18 protein-coding genes and 1 pseudogene are annotated in these 17,061 nt (G+C 67.3%); 5 read left to right on the top strand and 14 right to left on the bottom strand.

The window, feature by feature from the left end; translation table 11 throughout:
• Positions 1-20 precede the first annotated feature (20 nt).
• The 3 genes and pseudogenes from GEM_RS26265 to GEM_RS26275 form a co-directional block, all read right to left on the bottom strand.
• Positions 21-865 (bottom strand): annotated as a pseudogene (locus GEM_RS26265) (ABC transporter permease subunit).
• Positions 862-1,848, bottom strand: a complete 987-nt coding sequence (locus tag GEM_RS26270; protein ID WP_041491027.1) for an ABC transporter permease subunit — start codon at positions 1,846-1,848, stop codon at positions 862-864. Before GEM_RS26270 ends, GEM_RS26265 begins: the two are co-directional and overlap by 4 nt.
• Positions 1,849-1,858: 10 nt before the next feature.
• Complete coding sequence (locus GEM_RS26275) at positions 1,859-2,959, bottom strand: ABC transporter ATP-binding protein (protein WP_051138043.1); 1,101 nt, start codon at positions 2,957-2,959, stop codon at positions 1,859-1,861.
• On the opposite strand from GEM_RS26275, the gene GEM_RS31600 reads away from it, so the two are divergent.
• A complete protein-coding gene (locus GEM_RS31600) occupies positions 2,958-3,437 on the top strand; it encodes a hypothetical protein (RefSeq protein WP_148283897.1) in 480 nt (159 codons plus the stop codon). The two genes, GEM_RS26275 and GEM_RS31600, sit on opposite strands and share 2 nt — an antisense overlap.
• A 155-nt stretch (positions 3,438-3,592) precedes the next feature.
• On the opposite strand, the gene GEM_RS26280 is transcribed toward GEM_RS31600, so the two are convergent.
• The 3 genes from GEM_RS26280 to GEM_RS26290 all read right to left on the bottom strand — a co-directional run bounded on the left by GEM_RS26280 (position 3,593) and on the right by GEM_RS26290 (position 5,330).
• Complete coding sequence (locus GEM_RS26280) at positions 3,593-4,060, bottom strand: nucleoside deaminase (protein ID WP_014900457.1); 468 nt, start codon at positions 4,058-4,060, stop codon at positions 3,593-3,595.
• 109 nt (positions 4,061-4,169) lie between these two features.
• Positions 4,170-4,640 carry a cyanase gene (gene cynS / locus GEM_RS26285; protein ID WP_014900458.1) on the bottom strand — a complete coding sequence of 157 codons (471 nt, stop codon included), beginning with the start codon at positions 4,638-4,640 and terminating at the stop codon, positions 4,170-4,172.
• Between the two features lie 30 nt (positions 4,641-4,670).
• Positions 4,671-5,330 (bottom strand): carbonic anhydrase, encoded by a 660-nt coding sequence (locus GEM_RS26290; protein WP_014900459.1) that lies wholly within the window; start codon positions 5,328-5,330, stop codon positions 4,671-4,673.
• A 113-nt stretch (positions 5,331-5,443) separates the two neighbouring features.
• On the opposite strand from GEM_RS26290, the gene cynR reads away from it, so the two are divergent.
• On the top strand, positions 5,444-6,373 hold the full coding sequence (gene cynR, locus GEM_RS26295) for a transcriptional regulator CynR (protein ID WP_014900460.1): 930 nt from the start codon (positions 5,444-5,446) through the stop codon (positions 6,371-6,373).
• A 192-nt stretch (positions 6,374-6,565) separates the two neighbouring features.
• Here the strand turns inward: cynR and GEM_RS26300 are convergent, their stop codons facing one another.
• Positions 6,566-6,766 (bottom strand): hypothetical protein, encoded by a 201-nt coding sequence (locus tag GEM_RS26300; protein ID WP_014900461.1) that lies wholly within the window; start codon positions 6,764-6,766, stop codon positions 6,566-6,568.
• A gap of 30 nt (positions 6,767-6,796) precedes the next feature.
• Positions 6,797-8,116, bottom strand: a complete 1,320-nt coding sequence (locus tag GEM_RS26305) for a DUF3422 family protein (protein ID WP_014900462.1) — start codon at positions 8,114-8,116, stop codon at positions 6,797-6,799.
• Between the two features lie 161 nt (positions 8,117-8,277).
• Here GEM_RS26305 and GEM_RS26310 point away from each other — a divergent pair, with 161 nt between their 5' ends.
• Positions 8,278-9,153: a LysR family transcriptional regulator gene (locus GEM_RS26310; RefSeq protein WP_014900463.1), complete on the top strand. Its 876-nt coding sequence runs from the start codon at positions 8,278-8,280 to the stop codon at positions 9,151-9,153.
• Between the two features lie 30 nt (positions 9,154-9,183).
• Here GEM_RS26310 and GEM_RS26315 read toward each other — a convergent pair whose 3' ends face one another.
• On the bottom strand, positions 9,184-9,750 hold the full coding sequence (locus tag GEM_RS26315; RefSeq protein WP_014900464.1) for a hypothetical protein: 567 nt from the start codon (positions 9,748-9,750) through the stop codon (positions 9,184-9,186).
• Positions 9,751-9,868: 118 nt separating this feature from the next.
• Positions 9,869-10,234 (bottom strand): hypothetical protein, encoded by a 366-nt coding sequence (locus GEM_RS26320; protein ID WP_014900465.1) that lies wholly within the window; start codon positions 10,232-10,234, stop codon positions 9,869-9,871.
• 305 nt (positions 10,235-10,539) lie between these two features.
• Between GEM_RS26320 and blaOXA the strand changes: the two genes are divergently transcribed.
• Entirely contained in the window at positions 10,540-11,361 is an 822-nt protein-coding gene (gene blaOXA, locus GEM_RS26325) for an OXA-1043 family class D beta-lactamase (RefSeq protein WP_041491028.1), read from the top strand.
• On the top strand, positions 11,358-12,497 hold the full coding sequence (locus tag GEM_RS26330) for an acyltransferase family protein (RefSeq protein WP_014900467.1): 1,140 nt from the start codon (positions 11,358-11,360) through the stop codon (positions 12,495-12,497). Before blaOXA ends, GEM_RS26330 begins: the two co-directional genes overlap by 4 nt.
• 124 nt (positions 12,498-12,621) lie before the next feature.
• Here GEM_RS26330 and GEM_RS26335 read toward each other — a convergent pair whose 3' ends face one another.
• The 4 genes from GEM_RS26335 to GEM_RS26350 all read right to left on the bottom strand — a co-directional run bounded on the left by GEM_RS26335 (position 12,622) and on the right by GEM_RS26350 (position 17,001).
• Positions 12,622-13,365 (bottom strand): hypothetical protein, encoded by a 744-nt coding sequence (locus GEM_RS26335; protein ID WP_014900468.1) that lies wholly within the window; start codon positions 13,363-13,365, stop codon positions 12,622-12,624.
• Between the two features lie 33 nt (positions 13,366-13,398).
• Positions 13,399-14,790 carry an alkaline phosphatase gene (locus GEM_RS26340; protein WP_014900469.1) on the bottom strand — a complete coding sequence of 464 codons (1,392 nt, stop codon included), beginning with the start codon at positions 14,788-14,790 and terminating at the stop codon, positions 13,399-13,401.
• A gap of 32 nt (positions 14,791-14,822) precedes the next feature.
• Positions 14,823-16,256, bottom strand: a complete 1,434-nt coding sequence (locus GEM_RS26345) for an alkaline phosphatase (RefSeq protein WP_041491029.1) — start codon at positions 16,254-16,256, stop codon at positions 14,823-14,825.
• A gap of 154 nt (positions 16,257-16,410) precedes the next feature.
• Positions 16,411-17,001, bottom strand: coding sequence for a class I SAM-dependent methyltransferase (locus tag GEM_RS26350; RefSeq protein ID WP_014900471.1), 591 nt, complete (start codon positions 16,999-17,001; stop codon positions 16,411-16,413).
• Between the last annotated feature and the right edge of the window lie 60 nt (positions 17,002-17,061).

Here is a 17,061-nt window from a genome sequence, read left to right on the forward strand (position 1 = left end):
TCATCACGCATGGCGCCTGCTCAAGCCGCCGCGAACGCCGCCTTCAGGTCGGCCACACGACGCCGCTCGCGCGCGATCATCATCTGGTTCACGACGATCACGCCGATCGTCACCGCGGTGATGAACAGCGTCGCCAGCGCATTCATCTCCGGGTTCAGCCCGAGCCGCACGCGCGAGAACACCACCAGCGGCAGCGTCGTCGAGCCCGGCCCCGACAGGAACGCCGACAGCACCAGGTCGTCGATCGACAGCGTGAACGACAGCAGCCACCCCGACAGCAGCGCCTGCGAGATCAGCGGCAGCGTCACCACGAAGAACACCTTCAGCGGCGTTGCGCCCAGATCCAGCGCCGCCTCCTCCAGCGACTTGTTCATCTCCTTCACGCGCGACTGCACGATGATCGCCACGTACGACACGCACAGCCAATTGGTTGGCCCGATCAGATCGTCCCATCCCGCGACCCTTCGGGCCAGCCGAACATCTGCTCCAGCGCAACGAACAGCAGCAGCAGCGAGATCCCCTGGATCACCTCCGGAATCACCAGCGGCGCGTTGATCATCCCCCGTGTACAGCGTGAAGCCCCTTGAAGCGGCCGAAGCGCGCGAGCACGAAGCCCGCCCACGTGCCGATCACGACCGACGCGGTCGCCGTCAGCAGGCCCGATCTTCAGCGACAGCCACGCGGCCGTCAGCAGCTCGTCGTCCTGCCACAGCGCCGCGTACCACTTCAGCGAGAAGCCCGACCACACCGTCACCAGCTTCGACTCGTTGAACGAGTACACGACCAGGCTGATGATCGGGATGTACAGGAACAGGAAGCCGAAGGCGAGAACGCCCGTCGACAGCGGTTTGCTCGGCTTGATCATTTCGCGTCCTCCAGTTCCTTGACCTGGTAGTACTGGAACAGCGCCATCGGCACCAGCAACAGCAGCACCATCGCGACCGTCACCGCGGACGCCATCGGCCAGTCCATGTTGTTGAAGAATTCATCCCACATCACGCGGCCGATCATCAGCGTGTCGGCGCCGCCGAGCAGTTCCGGAATCACGTACTCGCCCACCGCCGGGATGAACACCAGCAGGCTGCCGGCGATGATCCCGTTCTTCGACAGCGGCAGCGTGATGCGCGTGAACGCGACCCACGGCTTCGCGCCGAGGTCGTACGCGGCCTCGAGCAGCGTGAGGTCCATCTTCACGAGGTGCGCATAGAGCGGCATCACCATGAACGGCAGGTACGAATAGACCATCCCGATGTAGACGCCCGCATCGCTGTGATACAGCCGCAGCGGCGTGTGGATGATGCCCAGCGCGATCAGCGCGTGGTTCAGCAGGCCGTCGTCCTTCAGGATGCCGATCCATGCGTACACGCGGATCAGGAACGACGTCCAGAACGGCAGCATCACGGCCATCATCAGCACGTTGCGCCGGCCCGGTTCCGAGCGCGCGATGTAGTACGCCATCGGGAAACCGATCAGCAAGCACAGCAGCGTCGACACGGCGGCCATCTTCAGCGAGCTGAGGTAGGTCGCGATGTACAGGTCGTCCTGCAGCAGGAACGCGTAGTGCGACAGCTGCAGCGCGAAGTGCACGACGCCGTCCTTGATCTCGACGAGCGACGTGTACGGCGGGATCCCCATCACCTGGTCGGCGAAGCTGATCTTGAACACCAGCACGAACGGCAACGCGAAGAAGACCGTGAGCCACAGGAACGGCACGCCGATCGCGAGGTTGCGGCCCGACGGCAGGAAGCGCGACAGCGCGGCGAAACGGCTGCGGCGCTTGGCGGCCCGTGTCGCAGCGGTAGCACCGGTCGGCACCGGCGCGGACGGAGTGGAAGCGGAAGTTCTCATCATGTCGCCCTCACTGCGTCAGCACGACGCCGCTGGCCGGCGACCACGACACGAACACGTCGTCGTTCCACGACGGCGCGCCGTCGTGCAGCAGGTGCGAGCTCGACAGGTTCGACACCACCGTCTTGCCGCTCGGCAGCCGCACGTGATACAGCGAGTAGCTGCCCATGTACGCGATGTCGGTGACGACACCGCGCGCCCAGTTGTGATGCGAGCCCGGTTTGTCGCGCGATACGTGCACGCGCTCCGGGCGCACCGAGATGCCGACCGGCATCCCGAGCGGGCCGGTCACGCCGTGGCTCACGTACATGCGTGCCTCGAGGTCGTCGCTTTCGACGAAGATGTGATCCGGTTCGTCCTCGACCACGCGCCCTTCGAACAGGTTCGTCGAGCCGATGAACTCGGCCGAGAAGCGGCTGTTCGGGTACTCGTATACTTCGCCGGGCGTGCCGATCTGCACGATCTTGCCTTCGCTCATCACCGCGAGGCGGCTCGCCATCGTCATCGCCTCTTCCTGGTCGTGCGTGACCATCACGCAGGTCACGTCGACCTTCTCGATGATGTTCACGAGTTCGAGCTGGGTCTTCTGGCGGATCTTCTTGTCGAGCGCGGACATCGGCTCGTCGAGCAGCAGCAGCTTCGGGCGCTTGACCAGCGAGCGTGCGAGCGCGACGCGCTGCTGCTGGCCGCCGGACAGCTGATGCGGCTTGCGCTTCGCGTACTTGCTCATCTGCACCAGCGCGAGCGCGTCGGCTACGCGTTCCTTGATCTCGTGCTTCGGCGTGCCTTCCTGCTTCAGGCCGAACGCGACGTTCGACTCGACCGACATGTGCGGGAACAGCGCATACGACTGGAACATCATGTTGACCGGGCGCCGGTACGGCGGCAGCGAGGCAAGGTCCTCGCCGTCGACGAAGATCTTGCCGGAGGTGGCCGTCTCCAGCCCGGCGAGCATGCGCAGCAGCGTCGACTTGCCGCAGCCGGAGCTGCCGAGCAGCGCGAACAGCTCGTTCTTCGCGATCGTCAGGTTCACGTTGTCGACGGCGGTACTGTCGCCGAATTTCTTCACGACGTTTTCGATGCGCACGAACGCGTCGTTCGGCTTGAGCATGTCGGTCGTCGTCGCGCGACGCACTGCATCAGGTGTACTGAATGAATCCCGTTTCATGATGGTCCGTTTTGAGCAAGGTAAGCGAATGTCGGGCGTCAAGCTCGACCGCCGGCCGGCGCGGCACGCGTCCGGCAGGCGGCCTGCGGCGCGACCGGGCGTACGGTCGCGCGGTGCCGGCGGAGAGGGATCGAGCGATTCCTCATCCGGATCGAATCGCGCAAGGAAGCAGGTATCGGGGGCAACGTGCGACGATCAGCGGCGACGGCATCCGGCCGGCGCATGCAACCGCGCCGACCCATTGCGCACGGCGATCGGCAGCGGCCGCTCGGGCACGCCGCCGGCATCGTCCGCCGCGCTGGCTGTCATAATGATTTCATCGGTTTTCATCGGGCTTTCCGCACGTTTCTGTCGTCTCCAGTGCGAATTTTTAAACCCGTCAAAAACTTTTTGGATCGCGGATTTCCGTTCCGGACATTGAACGGAGTCGATGTTTGGCAGGGCGGGAAAACGGGGAATAAGGGGGACGCCCGCGCGGCAACGCACGGGCGGACGCCCGGCCGGCACGATGGCCGCCGGGCGGAGCGGAAGGTGGGGAAAACGAGCAGTCGCGACGGCTGCGTCGCGCGGCTTGCATCACTTCGCGTTCAGTTCCTTCCAGCGCCGATAGACGCGAATCGCGTCGCTGTGCTTCTGCTGGACCATCGGCAGGCGCCGCTCCTCGATCGGCTTCGCATATTCGGCATAGAACGTGTCCAGCTCGAAGTCCTTGCGGTCGTCGCGATAGAACGGCGCATAGTCGTCGCGCGTCGTGATGTAGATCACGCGCTTCGGGCTGCAGTAGTACAGCGATCCGAGGCACATCGGGCACGGGCTCGCGAGGATGCAGATCTCGCAGTCGATCAGGTGCTCGGTGCCGCGCTTGCGGCACGCGTCGCGCACCGCGAGGATCTCCGCGTGCGCGGTCGGGTCGCTGGTCTGCGCGACGAGGTTCGGGCTTTCCGCGACGATCTCGCCGTTGCGGACGATCACCGTCGCGAACGGGCGGCCGCCCTCTTCCACGTTTTTCATCGCGAGATCGATCGTGCGTGTCACACAATCCATGACCGCGTCCTCGTTGAAACGGATGGGCGAAACCGTGCGCCGCCGGCGGCCGGCGCACGTCGGGCGGAGCCGCACCGCGCAACCTGGCGGCGGCGGCGCGGCAACCGCATCAGAACGGTTTGGTCGGCAGGTACTTGCCGTCGAGCGTGATCACCGCGCGCGACCCGCCCTCGGGATCGTCGACCTTCTTCACGTCGAGCCGGAAATTGATCGCGCTGATGATGCCGTCGCCGAACTTCTCGTGGACGAGCGCCTTCAGCGTCGTGCCGTACACCTGCAGCATTTCGTAGAAACGGTAGATGGTCGGATCGGTCGGCACGCGATCGTCGATGCTGCCGCGCAGCGGAATGGTCTGCAGCAGCAGCACCGCGTCGTCATCGAGGCCGAGCTTGTCGGCGACGCTGCGCGCCGCGTCGGCCGGCAGCGCATGCTGGCCGAGCAGCGCGGCGGTGACGAACGCCTCGCTCAGGCCGGTGCCTTCGGTGAGCTGCGCGAACGACAGGTTCTTGCGCGCCTTCGCGAGCACGACGGTTTCGGCAAGCGCATGGCGCGCGGTCTGGCTGTGCTGGGACTGGATCATGGCAATACCTCGTAGGTGAGCAGAAAGGTTTCAGGCTGCGGCAGACAGCGCCGCGGGCGTGGCACAAACGCCGGGATGCTCGGCAAGGGAAACGAACCGGCCGGTCGCACCGTCGTAGGCGTCGATCGACCCCGACTCGATGTCATAAACCCAGCCGTGCAGCACGAGGCGGCCCTCTTCGCGGGCGAGCCGCACCGCGGGATGCGTCTTCAGGTTGGCGAGTTGCGCGATCACGTTCTCGCGCACCATCGAGTCGATTCGCTCGCGCTCGCTGCGATGCGTGCGCGCCTCGTTCACGACGCGCGCCGAATCGGCATAGCGCAGCCAGTGGCCGACGGCCGGCATGTGATCCATGCACTTGCACGTCGCGATCGCGGTCATCGCGCCGCAATCCGAATGGCCGCAGATCACGACGTCCGTCACGCGCAGCGCGGTCACCGCGTATTCGACCGACGCCGACACGCCGCCCGGCTCCGGGCCGTACGACGGCACGATGTTGCCGGCATTGCGGATCACGAACAGGTCGCCCGGTTCGCGCTGCGTGACGAGTTCCGGCACGAGCCGGCTGTCCGAGCACGAGATGAACAGCGCCCGCGGGTTCTGCCGGCGCGCGAGATCGTGGAACAGCGCGGCACGCTCCGGATAGGCTTCGCGCTGGAACTTCAAAAATCCTTCGATGATGTCCTTCATCGCGTGTCCTCCGGTGCGTGCGAGATCGATGAAGGGCAGGTTACGCCCGACTTCCAATAACGTAAAAGATTGATTTATGATCTATCGCATAAGCACGACTTATAGGAACGGACATGCTGCTGCGCCATATCAACTACTTCCTGGCCGTTGCCGAGCATCGCAGCTTCACGCGCGCCGCGGCCGCGCTGCACGTGTCGCAACCCGCGCTGTCGCAGCAGATCCGCCAGCTCGAGGACACGCTCGGCGCGCAGCTGTTCGACCGGACCGGCCGTGCCACGCGGCTGACCGACGCGGGCGACGTGTATTTCCGCTATGCGCGGCAGGCGCTGCACGATCTCGCGGAAGGCCGGCGGGCGATTCATGACGTGCAGGACCTGAGCCGCGGCTCGTTGCGTATCGCGGTCACACCGACCTTCACGAGCTATCTCGTCGGGCCGCTGGTCGATGCGTTCCACGGCCGCTATCCGGACGTGTCGCTGTCGGTGCGCGAGATGTCGCAGGAACGCATCGAGGCGGAGCTCGTCGACGACGAGCTCGACGTCGGCATCGCGTTCGAGGACGTGCAGACCGCCGATATCGAAGTGCAGACGCTGCTGGTCGAAACGCTCGCGCTCGTCGTGAACCGCCGGCATACGTTCGCGAACAAGCGCACGGCCGGCCAGCGCGCGCTACGCGACGCGACGCTCGTGCTGCTCACGGCCGAATTCGCGACACGCGGCCAGATCGACCGCTATTTCCGCGAGCACGACGTGCAGCCGCGCGTGCTGATGGAGGCCAATTCGATCGGCGCGGTGATCGAGATCGTGCGCCGCACGAATCTCGCGACGCTGCTGCCCGCGACGATCGCCGCCGAGCATGAGGACCTCGTCGCCGTCGCGCTCGATCCGGCGGTGCTGCGGCGTACCGCAGTGTTGTTGCAGCGCAAGGGGGCTTACCGCAGTGCTGCGGCGCGCGCGTTCGTCGAGCTGGCGCTCGCGCACGGGGCGGGAAAATCGAAGGGGGAAGGCGATGCGCGCACGCCACGCAAAAAGACGCCCGGCTGAATGCCGACGGGCGGAATGAAGGGGTGAGCACATCACATGCAACCGCGACCGGATTCAGCGGCGGGCACGCCGACGCAGGCAGGAATCAAGCCGCGGTCGCACAGGACGCACGAACCGTCCCGCGCGAGCGCCCGATCGTCGAAGCGACCGGCGTGCCCGCGTGACGTTGAATCGACGCGGAACGACCGCGCGTCAGTTGTACCCGAGAATCGCCACTGCCGCGACATCCGGCCGATCGATCGTGCTGCCGACGAGCGACGTCATCGGCTCCTGCAGCACGGCCTGATACGACGTCACGCGCTGCTCTTCCGGTGCGCCCGTGTCGTCCCACACCGGCTCGTCGAATGCGTCGAGGCCACTGAAAAACCCGGGTTGCGTTTGCGAAAAAGTCATCTCCACTCCTTTTGATAGGTCATCGATGTTCTAATTTGCCTGCTTCAACGCCGCCGCCTGCACGGGTGCGCCGTCATGCGCGGCCTCCGACCGCGCGAGCTGCGCGCGCGTGCGCCGCGTGATGTGAATCACCGCGAACACGACCGGCGCGATCAGCAGGCCTTCCGCCAGTTCGGGATCGACCGGCAGGTTCATCACGTGCAGCGCCTTGAACGCCGCGGTCGCGAGCGACAGCACGTAGTACGAAATGGCCGCCACCGACAGCCCTTCCACCGCGTGCTGCAGATGAAGCTGATTGCGCGCGGTGCGTTCCATGCCCGCCAGCAAGCGCGTCACGTCCTTTTCCTGCGCGAGATTTACGCGCGTGCGCAGCAGGTCGACCGCACGGGCGATGCGCGCAGCGATCTGCTCGTGACGCGCCCACACGCTGCGGCAGGTTTCCATCGCCGGCGCGAAGCGCCGCTCCATGAATTCCGCGATCGTCGGCATGCCTTCGATGCGCTCCTCGCGCAGTTCGTGGATGCGCGCCAGCACGAGCTTCTCGTATGCACGCGACGCGCTGAAGCGGCCGCCGGACCCCGACAGCGCTTCGACCCGCACCGCGAGATGCGTGAGCTTCACGAGCAATGCCGCGTCGTCGCTGTCGGCGCCGCTCGCATCCATCCGCTGCATCAGCGCATGCAGCGCCGCGTGGATCTCGTCGAGCTCGCGGCTCATCCGCCGCGCGACCGGCAACGCGAGCAGCGCCATCATCCGGTACGTTTCGATTTCATAGAGCCGCTGCAGCAGGCGGCCGCCCTGCTCCTCGCGGAAATCCTCGTCGACGACGAGAAAGCGCATGAAGCCGTCGTCGCGCACATGCCAGTCGCAGAACACCTTGCCGCCGCCGAGCACGTTGCTGCCGACGAGCACGGGCCCGTCGATCCAGCGGCGCAGGTCGCCGCACACGAGCCGCGCAGCATCCCCCGACAGCAACTCCATGCGCACCGCAACGAAGCGGATGCCGGCGAGCCGCGCGAACCACTCGGCCGGGATGCCTTCGATCGCGAGATCGTCGAAATAGCTGGTGTCGCGGCGCGGCGCGACGAACGTGAAGGTCGAGAATTCGGTGTGGCGTTCCCACTTCAGGTGCCAGCCGGACGGCGACTGCACCGCGTAGTGCGTCGCGCCCTCCTGCGGCGCGGCAATGCCGGTGTCGCGGCACAGCGCGTGCAGCAGCGTTTCGTGGAGGTCGGACTGGCCGTCCGCATAGATCGCGTAGTGGGTGAGCGACACGGCCTCGGCGAGCCGCAGGAACGGCCGGGCATGCAATTCCGCGGCCAGTGCGGCGCGCAACGGATGATCCATCATCGGTACACCACTCTTCCCTGTTCGACGCTGCGTGCCGGGCAGGCCGGCGAGATGGCCGCACCGCATCGCACGATGCGGCACGCTCGATGCCACTATGGCAGACACACAGCGACAATAAAAACGCATAATGCTGATCGTTACCTTCAGTTTTCCTGATACCGATGAAGATGCTCGATCACGACGTGCTGGCCACCGTCGTCGCCGTCGCGGAAACCGGCAACATGACCCGCGCCGCCGAGGCCGTGAACCGCTCGCAGTCGGCCGTGAGCATGCAGATCAAGAGCCTCGAGGACGCGATCGGCCGGCCGCTGTTCGTGCGCAAGCCGCGCAGTATCGTGCTGACCCGCGAAGGCGAGGTCTTGCTGGGATTTGCCAGACGAATGCTGGCGCTGCGCGACGAGGCGTGGGCGGCCGTGGTGCGGCCGGAAGTGACCGGCAAGGTCGTGATCGGCGTGCCGGACGACTATGCGTCGTCGCTGCTGCCGTCGGTGCTGAAGAAGTTCTCGGCCACCTATCCGAAGGTCGAGATCCAGGTGATCGGGCTGCCGAGCAGTGCGCTCGCGCCGCTGCTGAAGGACGGCACCGTCGATCTCGTGTGCGGCACGCGCATCAAGGGGCTGTCCGGCGACTTCATCCGCCACGAGCCGATGGCTTGGGCCGCAATGACGAACGGGCCGCGCGTGTGGGAGGAACGGCCGCTGCCGATCGCAGTGTTCATGCCGGGCAGCGTCGCGCGCGAGAACGCGATCCGCAGCCTCGAACGCGCGAAGCTGCCGTTCCGCACGTCCTATGAAAGCCCGAGCCTGCTCGGCCTGCTCAGCATGGTCGAGGCCGGGCTCGCGGTCGCGCCGCTCGCGCGCTGCGCGATTCCCGCGCAGCTGTCGATGCTCGGCCGCTCGCACGGGCTGCCCGATTTGCCGCCGCTCGAGCTGATCCTCGCGCGCAGCACGAAATCGAAGCGCCCGCCGTGCGACTTTCTCGCGGAACAACTGATGGAAGACCTGCAGCGGCAAACCGGCCAGACCAGCGACGCCTGAGCGGCGACCAGGCGTGCGCCGCCGGCACCGTCACGGACCGCCCGGCCGCAGCTGGCCGGCCACGAGCAAGGCCGCGTTGACGATGGCCGCCACCGTGTCGACGAGCGCTTCCAGCGTGTCGCCGTGCAAGTGCCGCCCGGCCGGCGGGATGCATTCGTGGCGCCTGCCGCCCCACTGCGACCCGGCCGTCGCCGACAGCGTCGCGCCGAACCGGTTGCCATGCCGCCGGCCGAAGATGCCGACGCGCTGTTCGCCCATATAAGCCTGCTCGGGGAGAAATAGCCGGATCTCGACCGCGACCTGGTCGGGGTCGCCGGCACGCGTGTTCGCATCGACCGACGGCGCGAACGCCTTCGCGATGCGCAGCGTCACGTGCGAATCCCATGCGGCCAGCGGGCCGCCGGCCGCGTCGACGCGCTCGATGTCGACCGACCACTGATGGCGATCCGGCACCCGGATCGCCTGGCGCAGCAGCACATCTGCCGCGTGAACCGTCATCAGCAACTGCCGGGCAAGCTGCGGGCCCGACGGCAGCGTCACCCCGCGCGCGCGGCCGCTTGCCTGACGCGCGGTGCGCACTTCTTCCGTGAGATACATCGATCCTCCCTGTCGAGGGCCGGCGCCGCGTACGACGCGACGCACGAACGTCCGCCGCAGCCGGCCGGCGGACAGCACGGCGACCGGTGAAACGGCTGCCGCGGGAACTCAAGAGCAATCAGCGTGCCGCGGCCGAACGGGCCTGCGGGCCGACGCGCAGCCGGCGGGCGACCGGACCGATCACCGCGTCGGCCTGCTGCGCGATCAGCATGTGCAGCGTGAAGTCGAGATCCTCCGCCGCGATGTCGAACTGCACGTGGATCACGTCGCGCACGGTGCGCGCGCTGACCACATAGACGCCGAGCGGAGAACGCAGCAGCGCCGCGAGCCGGGCATGCGCGAGCGCGAGGGAGTCGGCCGTCAGCGTGACGGGCAGCTGCAGGCGCGGGCGCGGCGGCGGCAAGGGTGTGACGTTGCTGCATGCGCCGTCACGGCGTTGACGACCGGCGACGTCGAACCCGGGTACGGGATGGATGAAGGTCATGGCGCGGACGGAAGCCGTCCCGGCTGTTGGACACATCCGCAGCTTAGAAGCCCCGGCATAAATGCCGTGCAAAAAAACGGCATGGCGGTGCAAAAAACGGCCTGCCGGGCGGCCGGCACGGCCTCGCCGGGTTGCGCTGCGGCCCCCCCGTCAACGATGACAGGTCAACCGCCGGCGATCCGCCGATACACTATGTGCCACCTCGACGTCCGGCATCCGCGATGCCGGACGTCGCTTTCATTGCGCGCACGATCCGCCACGTCTGCGGCGGCCCGCCTGCCATGCGCGCATTCCGCCCCGATCCGATGGAGTCTCACTTGAACAACTGGCGCCGCACGCTGTTCGCCTTCGCCGCCGGCCTGCTGGCCGCCGCATCCGCGCATGCCCACCCCGTCTGCACCGTCGTCGCCGATGCCGCGACCGGCCAGATGCTCGTACAGCACGGCGACTGCGCAACGCGCGTGACGTCGGCATCGACGTTCAAGGTCGCGATCAGCCTGATGGGCTTCGACGCCGGCGTGCTGAAGGACGAGCATACGCCGACGCTCGACTTCCACGCCGGCTACCCCGATTGGGGCGGCGCGCCGTGGCGCGAGCCGACCGACCCGGCGCGCTGGATGAAGCTGTCGATCTTCTGGTATTCGGAACAGGTCGCGCAGGCACTCGGGCCGGCACGCTTCCAGCAATACACGAGCGCGTTCGGCTACGGCAACGCCGACGTCACCAGCAAGCAGGGCGAGCTGAGCGGCGTGATGGGCGCGTGGGCCAACTCGTCGCTGCAGATCTCGCCGCTCGAGCAGGTCGCGTTCATGCGCAAGATCGTGCAGCGGACGCTGCCCGTCAGCACGCACGCGTACGACATGACCGCGCGCATCACGCGGCTCGACGCACAACCGGGCGGCTGGACCGTGCACGGCAAGACGGGCACCGGCTCGCCGGGCTTCAAGTACGACGGCGCGCACGCATACGGCTGGTTCGTCGGCTGGGCGACCAAGGGACCGCGCACGCTCGTGTTCGCCAACCTGATCCAGGACGACCACCAGCAACAGCCGGGCGCGGGCATGCGTTCGCGCGACGCATTCCTCGCAGCGCTGCCGGCGCTCGCCGAACCGGGCCGGCCGCAATGACCGCCGGGCCGCGCAATGCGCGGATCGACGTGCTGCGCGGCGTGTCGATCCTGCTCGTGCTGCTGCATCACTTCAACATCCCGTATTCGCTGCGCGACACGTCCGTCGCGCGCATGTTCGGCTGGGATGCGGTGCATGCGGTCGTCCGCAACGGCAACTACGGCGTGACGATGTTCTTCGTGATCTCGGGCTACCTGATCACGTCGAATGCGCGGCGCCGCTGGGGCAGCCTCGGCGCGCTCGACGTGCGCGCGTTCTACGTGTCGCGCATCGCGCGCATCGTCCCGTGCCTGCTCCTGCTGCTCGCGCTCGTCAACGGACTGGCCGCGGCCGGCGTGCCGATCTTCGCGAACCACGCGCCGCAAGGTATCGCCGTGTCGTTCTGGCTCGTCAACCTCGCGTCGCTGACGTTCTGGATGAACGTGCTGATCGGCGCGTACGGATGGGTCAACTACGCGCTCGGCGTGCTGTGGTCGCTGTCGGTCGAGGAGGTGTTCTACCTGTCGTTTCCGTTGCTGTGCATCGCTCTGCGCCGCGACACGCGGCTGTTCGCGTTCTGGCTGGTGATGGTCGCGATCGGCCCCGTGTACCGCTTCACCCATGCGGGCGACGAAGGCGGATTCCTGTACGCGTATTTCGCGTGCTTCGACGGGATCGCGATCGGCTGCTGCACCGCGTTGCTGGCCGGGCGCGCACGCTGGCAGGTGCTCGCGGCAGCGCCCGTGCAATGGCTGATGGCGATCGCGATGGCCGCGTTCTATCTCGCATGGCCGATCGCGCAAAGCCACGTCGTCGGCGTATCCGCGATGGCGCTCGGCACCGCCGTGCTGCTGATCGGTGCGCATGCCAAGGGCGAGCGCGCAGCGGGCCGCGTGCTCGCGCCGCTGCGCTGGAGCGGCCGGTTCAGCTACGAGCTGTACCTGTTCCACCTGATCGCGCTCGGCGCGCTGCGCACGCTGTGGCCGCCGTCCACCACGCACGGCGACGGCAAGCTCGCGTTGCTGATCGCGTACCTGATGCTGTCCGCCGGATTGAGCGCGATCATCGCGCGCGGCTACGCGACGCCGCTCGACCGCCTCATCAAGCGGGTTGCGTCGCGACCTGCGGCGCGTGAGACGGACGGCGCGCGCGTCTAGCGCGTCATCGGCCACCCATGCCGCGTGGCGGCGGAACAGAAAAATCGGCCAGGGCCCGGCCGTATCGCACGACGCTTCGCACGATCCGGCCGGCCTGACCGCAAGGCCCACCTACGAAGGTCGATCAGTCCAGATAGTCCGCGTATTCCTTGCGTGAATAGCTGGCGAGCGTCTGCCACGGCAACGCGTCCCGCCGCGCGGCCGGTGCCGGCGTCAACGTCAGCTTGCGCACGACGCGGCCGTCGGCACTGCGGTATTCGACCGACAGCGGTGCCTGCAGCCGGTCGCTCCACAGGATCCGGTTCACGCCGCGCGCGCCGGGCGTATCCACGGCCTGCTCGTACCAGACAGTGCCGGGCGCGTCGCCGCGCTTCGCGACCGCGAGCCGCTTCAGCTGCGACGGCGGCGTCACGTAGTACGCGTTGTCCCACGACCCGTCGAAGCCCGTGGTTTCGTACTCGGCCGGCGGCACGCTGACGACCGTCCGGTTCGCCGCATCCACGTACTCGATGCGCGCCGTCTTGCCGTCCCAGGTGACGTGCCGCGCAGCCGCCTGGAAGTTGAAGTGCTTGTGGCCCGCGTGCGCGGCAGCCGGCTGCACGCCGGCGCGCCGGCCCGCGTCGTGGTCATGATCGTGGTCGTGATCGTCGTCATGCGCGCCGCCCGCCGCCGCGGCGGGCAGCACGCGTTCGACCCACACATGCCCGTCGCGCCGTACCATCCGTTCGCGATACAGCGTGGTCCGCGTCACGCCGTCGGCCGTCACCGTGCGGCTTTCGTGCACCAGCACGGCGTCGAGATCCGCCGCCGCGAAGGCGGGCAGTGCGGCCAATCCGCAGGCGAGCGCACCGAGAAACTGGCGTTTCATCGAAGGTTCCCGTTCATCGTCAAGTCGCCGGGCTCAGAAACCGAACGCCGAGCGCACGAGACCGAACACCTTCGTGTTGTCGATCGTGCCCTTGAACGCCTTCGCGTCCGCGCCGTCGGCAAACAGCATCACGTCGCCGCCGCCGTGCGTCTCCGAACCCGCGCTGCCCATCCGCACGCCGACTTCCTGCAGATACGCTTCGTTCATCGCGGTGGCCGAATCGACCGACGCGCGCACGTTCGGCCGGTTCGCGCCGTTGCCGAACACCAGCGTCGTGTAGGTATTGCCGTCGGCATCCTTGCTCGGCTGGCCGTCGCGATAGTTGCGGCTGATGTCGAGAATCGGATTGCCGCGCTTCGAATAGCCGTTGATCGTCATCGTGTGGTCGTGGTCGGCCGTCACGACGATCAGCGTATTCGACAGGTCGACCTTCGACAGCGCGACGCGAATCGCTTCGTCGAATGCCGCCGTATCCTCGAGCGCGCGCTTCGCGTTGGTGCCGTGCAGCGCGTGATCGATCCGGCCGCCTTCGACCATCAGGAAATAGCCGTTCGAGTTCTTCGACAGCACGTCGATCGCCTTCGACGTCATGTCGGCGAGGCTCGGCTGCGACGGCCCTTCACCCTTGCCCGCCACGCGGTCGAGTTCGTACTCGAGATGGCTCGTCGAACTGAACAGGCCGACCAGCTTGCCGTTGCCGGCCTGCGCGAGCTGGTCCTTGTTCGCCACGACCGTGTAGCCCTTCGTCTTCATCTCGTCGAGCAGGTTGCGCCCGTCCGCGCGACCGCGCTTGTTGGTCACCGGATCGAACGGCGTCCAGTGATTGCGGCCGCCGCCCATCAGCACGTCGACGCCGTCGCCGAGTGCCGTGTTGTAGCCGGCGCCGCCCGGCGCAGCCTGCGCGGCGATGTCGTACTGCGCATCGCGATGGCAGATGTGCGAATAGGTCGCGGCCGGCGTCGCGTGCGTGAGCTCGGTCGTCGTGATCGCGCCGACCGCCTTGCCGCGCGACTTCGCCAGCTCCAGCAGCGTCGCGACCGGCTGGCCGTTGCCCGGCGCGCAGTGGTTGACGGTCTTGTTGCCGTTGACGTCGCTGCCCGGCGCGACCGCGCGCGTGTCGGACGACATCGACAGCACTTCGTTGTTCATCTTCACACCGGTCATGTACGCGGCCATCGACGGCGCGCTGTCGGTCGTCTGCGCGTCGTTCGAGAAGGTCTTGACGCGCGCGGTGCGGGCCAGCTTCTCCATCGTCAGTTGTCCCGACTCACCGACCTTGTAGATCCGGCTCGCCGTCACGGTCGTCGGCCCCATGCCGTCGCCGAGAAAGAAAATCACGTTCTTCGCCTGGCCGGCGGCCTGCGCCGGGCTGCATGCGAAACCCACGGCGGCCAGCGCCGCCGCGATGCACTTGATGGTCGACATCCTGTATTCCCCTGTACCCGTGTTGTCGGCGCTCAAAGCTGCACCGCGTTGCGCACCAGCTCGAAGACCTTGTTATTCTCGATCACGCCGTGGAACGCATCCGCGCCGCGGCCGATCGCACCGAGGAACACATCGGTACCGCCGTGCGTCTCGCTGCCCTTCTCCATCCGCACGACCGCTTCCTGGCGATAGTCGTCGGCGCCCGTCACCGCGTCGGTCAGCGCGGTGCCCGCACGGCTGCCCTGCACGCGGTTCTCGCCGTTGCCGAAGCCGATGATCGTGTACGGCGCGCCATCCGCGTCCTTCGCGATCGCGCCCGTCTGGTAGCTGCGCAGCACCCCCAGCACGCCGGGCTTGCCCGCTTCGGTCTTGCCGGTGCGCGCCGCATAGCCGTTCAGCACCAGCGTGTGGTCGTGATCGGCCGTGACGACGATCAGCGTGTTCTTCAGGTCGGGATCGGTCTTGCGCACCTTGTCGAGCGTCGCCTTGATCGCGTTGTCGAACGCGACCGTGTCCTGCAGCGCGCGCTTCGCATTGGTGTCGTGCAGCGCGTGATCGATCCGGCCGCCCTCGACCATCAGGAAATAGCCGTTCGGATTGCTCTGCAGCACGTCGAGCGCGCGCGTCGCCATGTCGGACAGGCTCGGCTCCCTGGTCGCGCCGCGATCGAGGTCGTAGCTCATGTGGCTCGACGCGAACAGGCCGACCAGCTTGCCGCTCTTCGTCGCATCCGCGGCCAGCAGGTCGTCGCGGTTCTGGGCGAACGCGTAACCCTTCGCCTTCAGCTCGTTGACGAGGTTGCGCCCGTCGGTGCGCTTGCCGCCGCCGTCCTTCGGCACGAAGAATTGCGTACCGCCGCCGAGCACGACGTCGACGCCGTCGCCCAGCGCGCCGTTGTAGCCCGCGCCGCCCGGCACGAGCTGCGCGGCGATGTCGTTCTCGGCATCGCGATGGCACACGTGCGCATAGGTGGCGGCGGGCGTCGCGTGCGTGACGCGCGTGGTCGTCACGACACCGGTGGCCATCCCCTTCGCCTTCGCGATCTCGAGCAGCGTCGACACCGACTTGCCGTTGTTCGCGCCGCAGTTGCCGGTGAGGCCGGCGCTCGGCTCGATCGCCTTCGTGTCGGGCGACATCGAAATCACTTCGTTGTTGGTCTTGACGCCGGTCATGTACGCCGACATCGACGGCGCGCTGTCCGTCACCTGCGCGTCGTTCGAATAGGTCTTCACGAACGCGGATTCGGGCAGCGTGTCGATCGTGAGCGCACCGTCTTCACCGACTGCATAGATGCGCGCCGCCGTCATCGTCGTCATCCCCATCCCGTCGCCGAGGAAAAAGATCACGTTGCGCGCCGCCGCCTTCACGGGCGCGGGCGTCGAGCCGGTCGGGCCGTCGTCGCTGCCGCATCCGGCCAGCGCAAAGGCGCCGGCACACAGCAGCGCCACCATTTTGATTCGATTCATGTTGCCGATTCCCCCCGCCATTGATGCTTTCGAAATGAAAGGCGATGGTAGAAACCCGATGTGACGGCAATATGAATGGCAAATGGAAGGATCGGTATGACTTATGAAAGGATGTGGCGCGGCATCGTGCCCGGGTGCCCTGCGCGCGACGGCGTCAATCCGCGTGTTCGGCGGTGGCGTTGCGCACGGTCACGATGCGCGCAGGCGGAATATTTGCCCAGACGATCCGGCTGCCGCAGGCAACAAATGCCGAATCGCCGAGCGGATGGCGGCCGGGCGGGCGCAAGTCGTAGGTGAACTGGATCATCACGCCGTCGGCCGACAGCACGCGATGACATTGATCGACGATCGCCGCCACGTCCTGGCGCGGCAGCGTGCGCAGCGGCAGGCACGACACGATCGCGTCGACGTGCGCGTCGGGCGGCAGCAGCCGCTCGAGCTGCCGCGCGTCGCCCGACACGATCGAGATGCCCGGAAAGCGTCGCCGCAGGTGCTGCACGAACGCCGGCGAGCGTTCGACCACGACGAGGCGCCGTGGCGCGACACCGCGCTCGAGCAACGCCGCGGTGATCGCGCCGGTTCCGCCGCCGAGCTCGACGACCAATCCGTCGCCGTCCGGCACCGCGTCGGCCATTTCGCGCGCCAGATGCCGCGAACTCGGGCACAACGCACCCACCGCGGCCGGACGGCCGACCCACTCGCGCACGAACAGTGCCGAGACACGCCACGCGTTAGGCCAGATCATTCGCCGGCCTTACGCGGTTGCGCCGTCGGCTGCGACCTGCCGATGATTGCGTTGAACAGG

Origin of the sequence: Burkholderia cepacia GG4 (assembly GCF_000292915.1) — a bacterium.
Lineage (GTDB): Bacteria > Pseudomonadota > Gammaproteobacteria > Burkholderiales > Burkholderiaceae > Burkholderia > Burkholderia cepacia_D.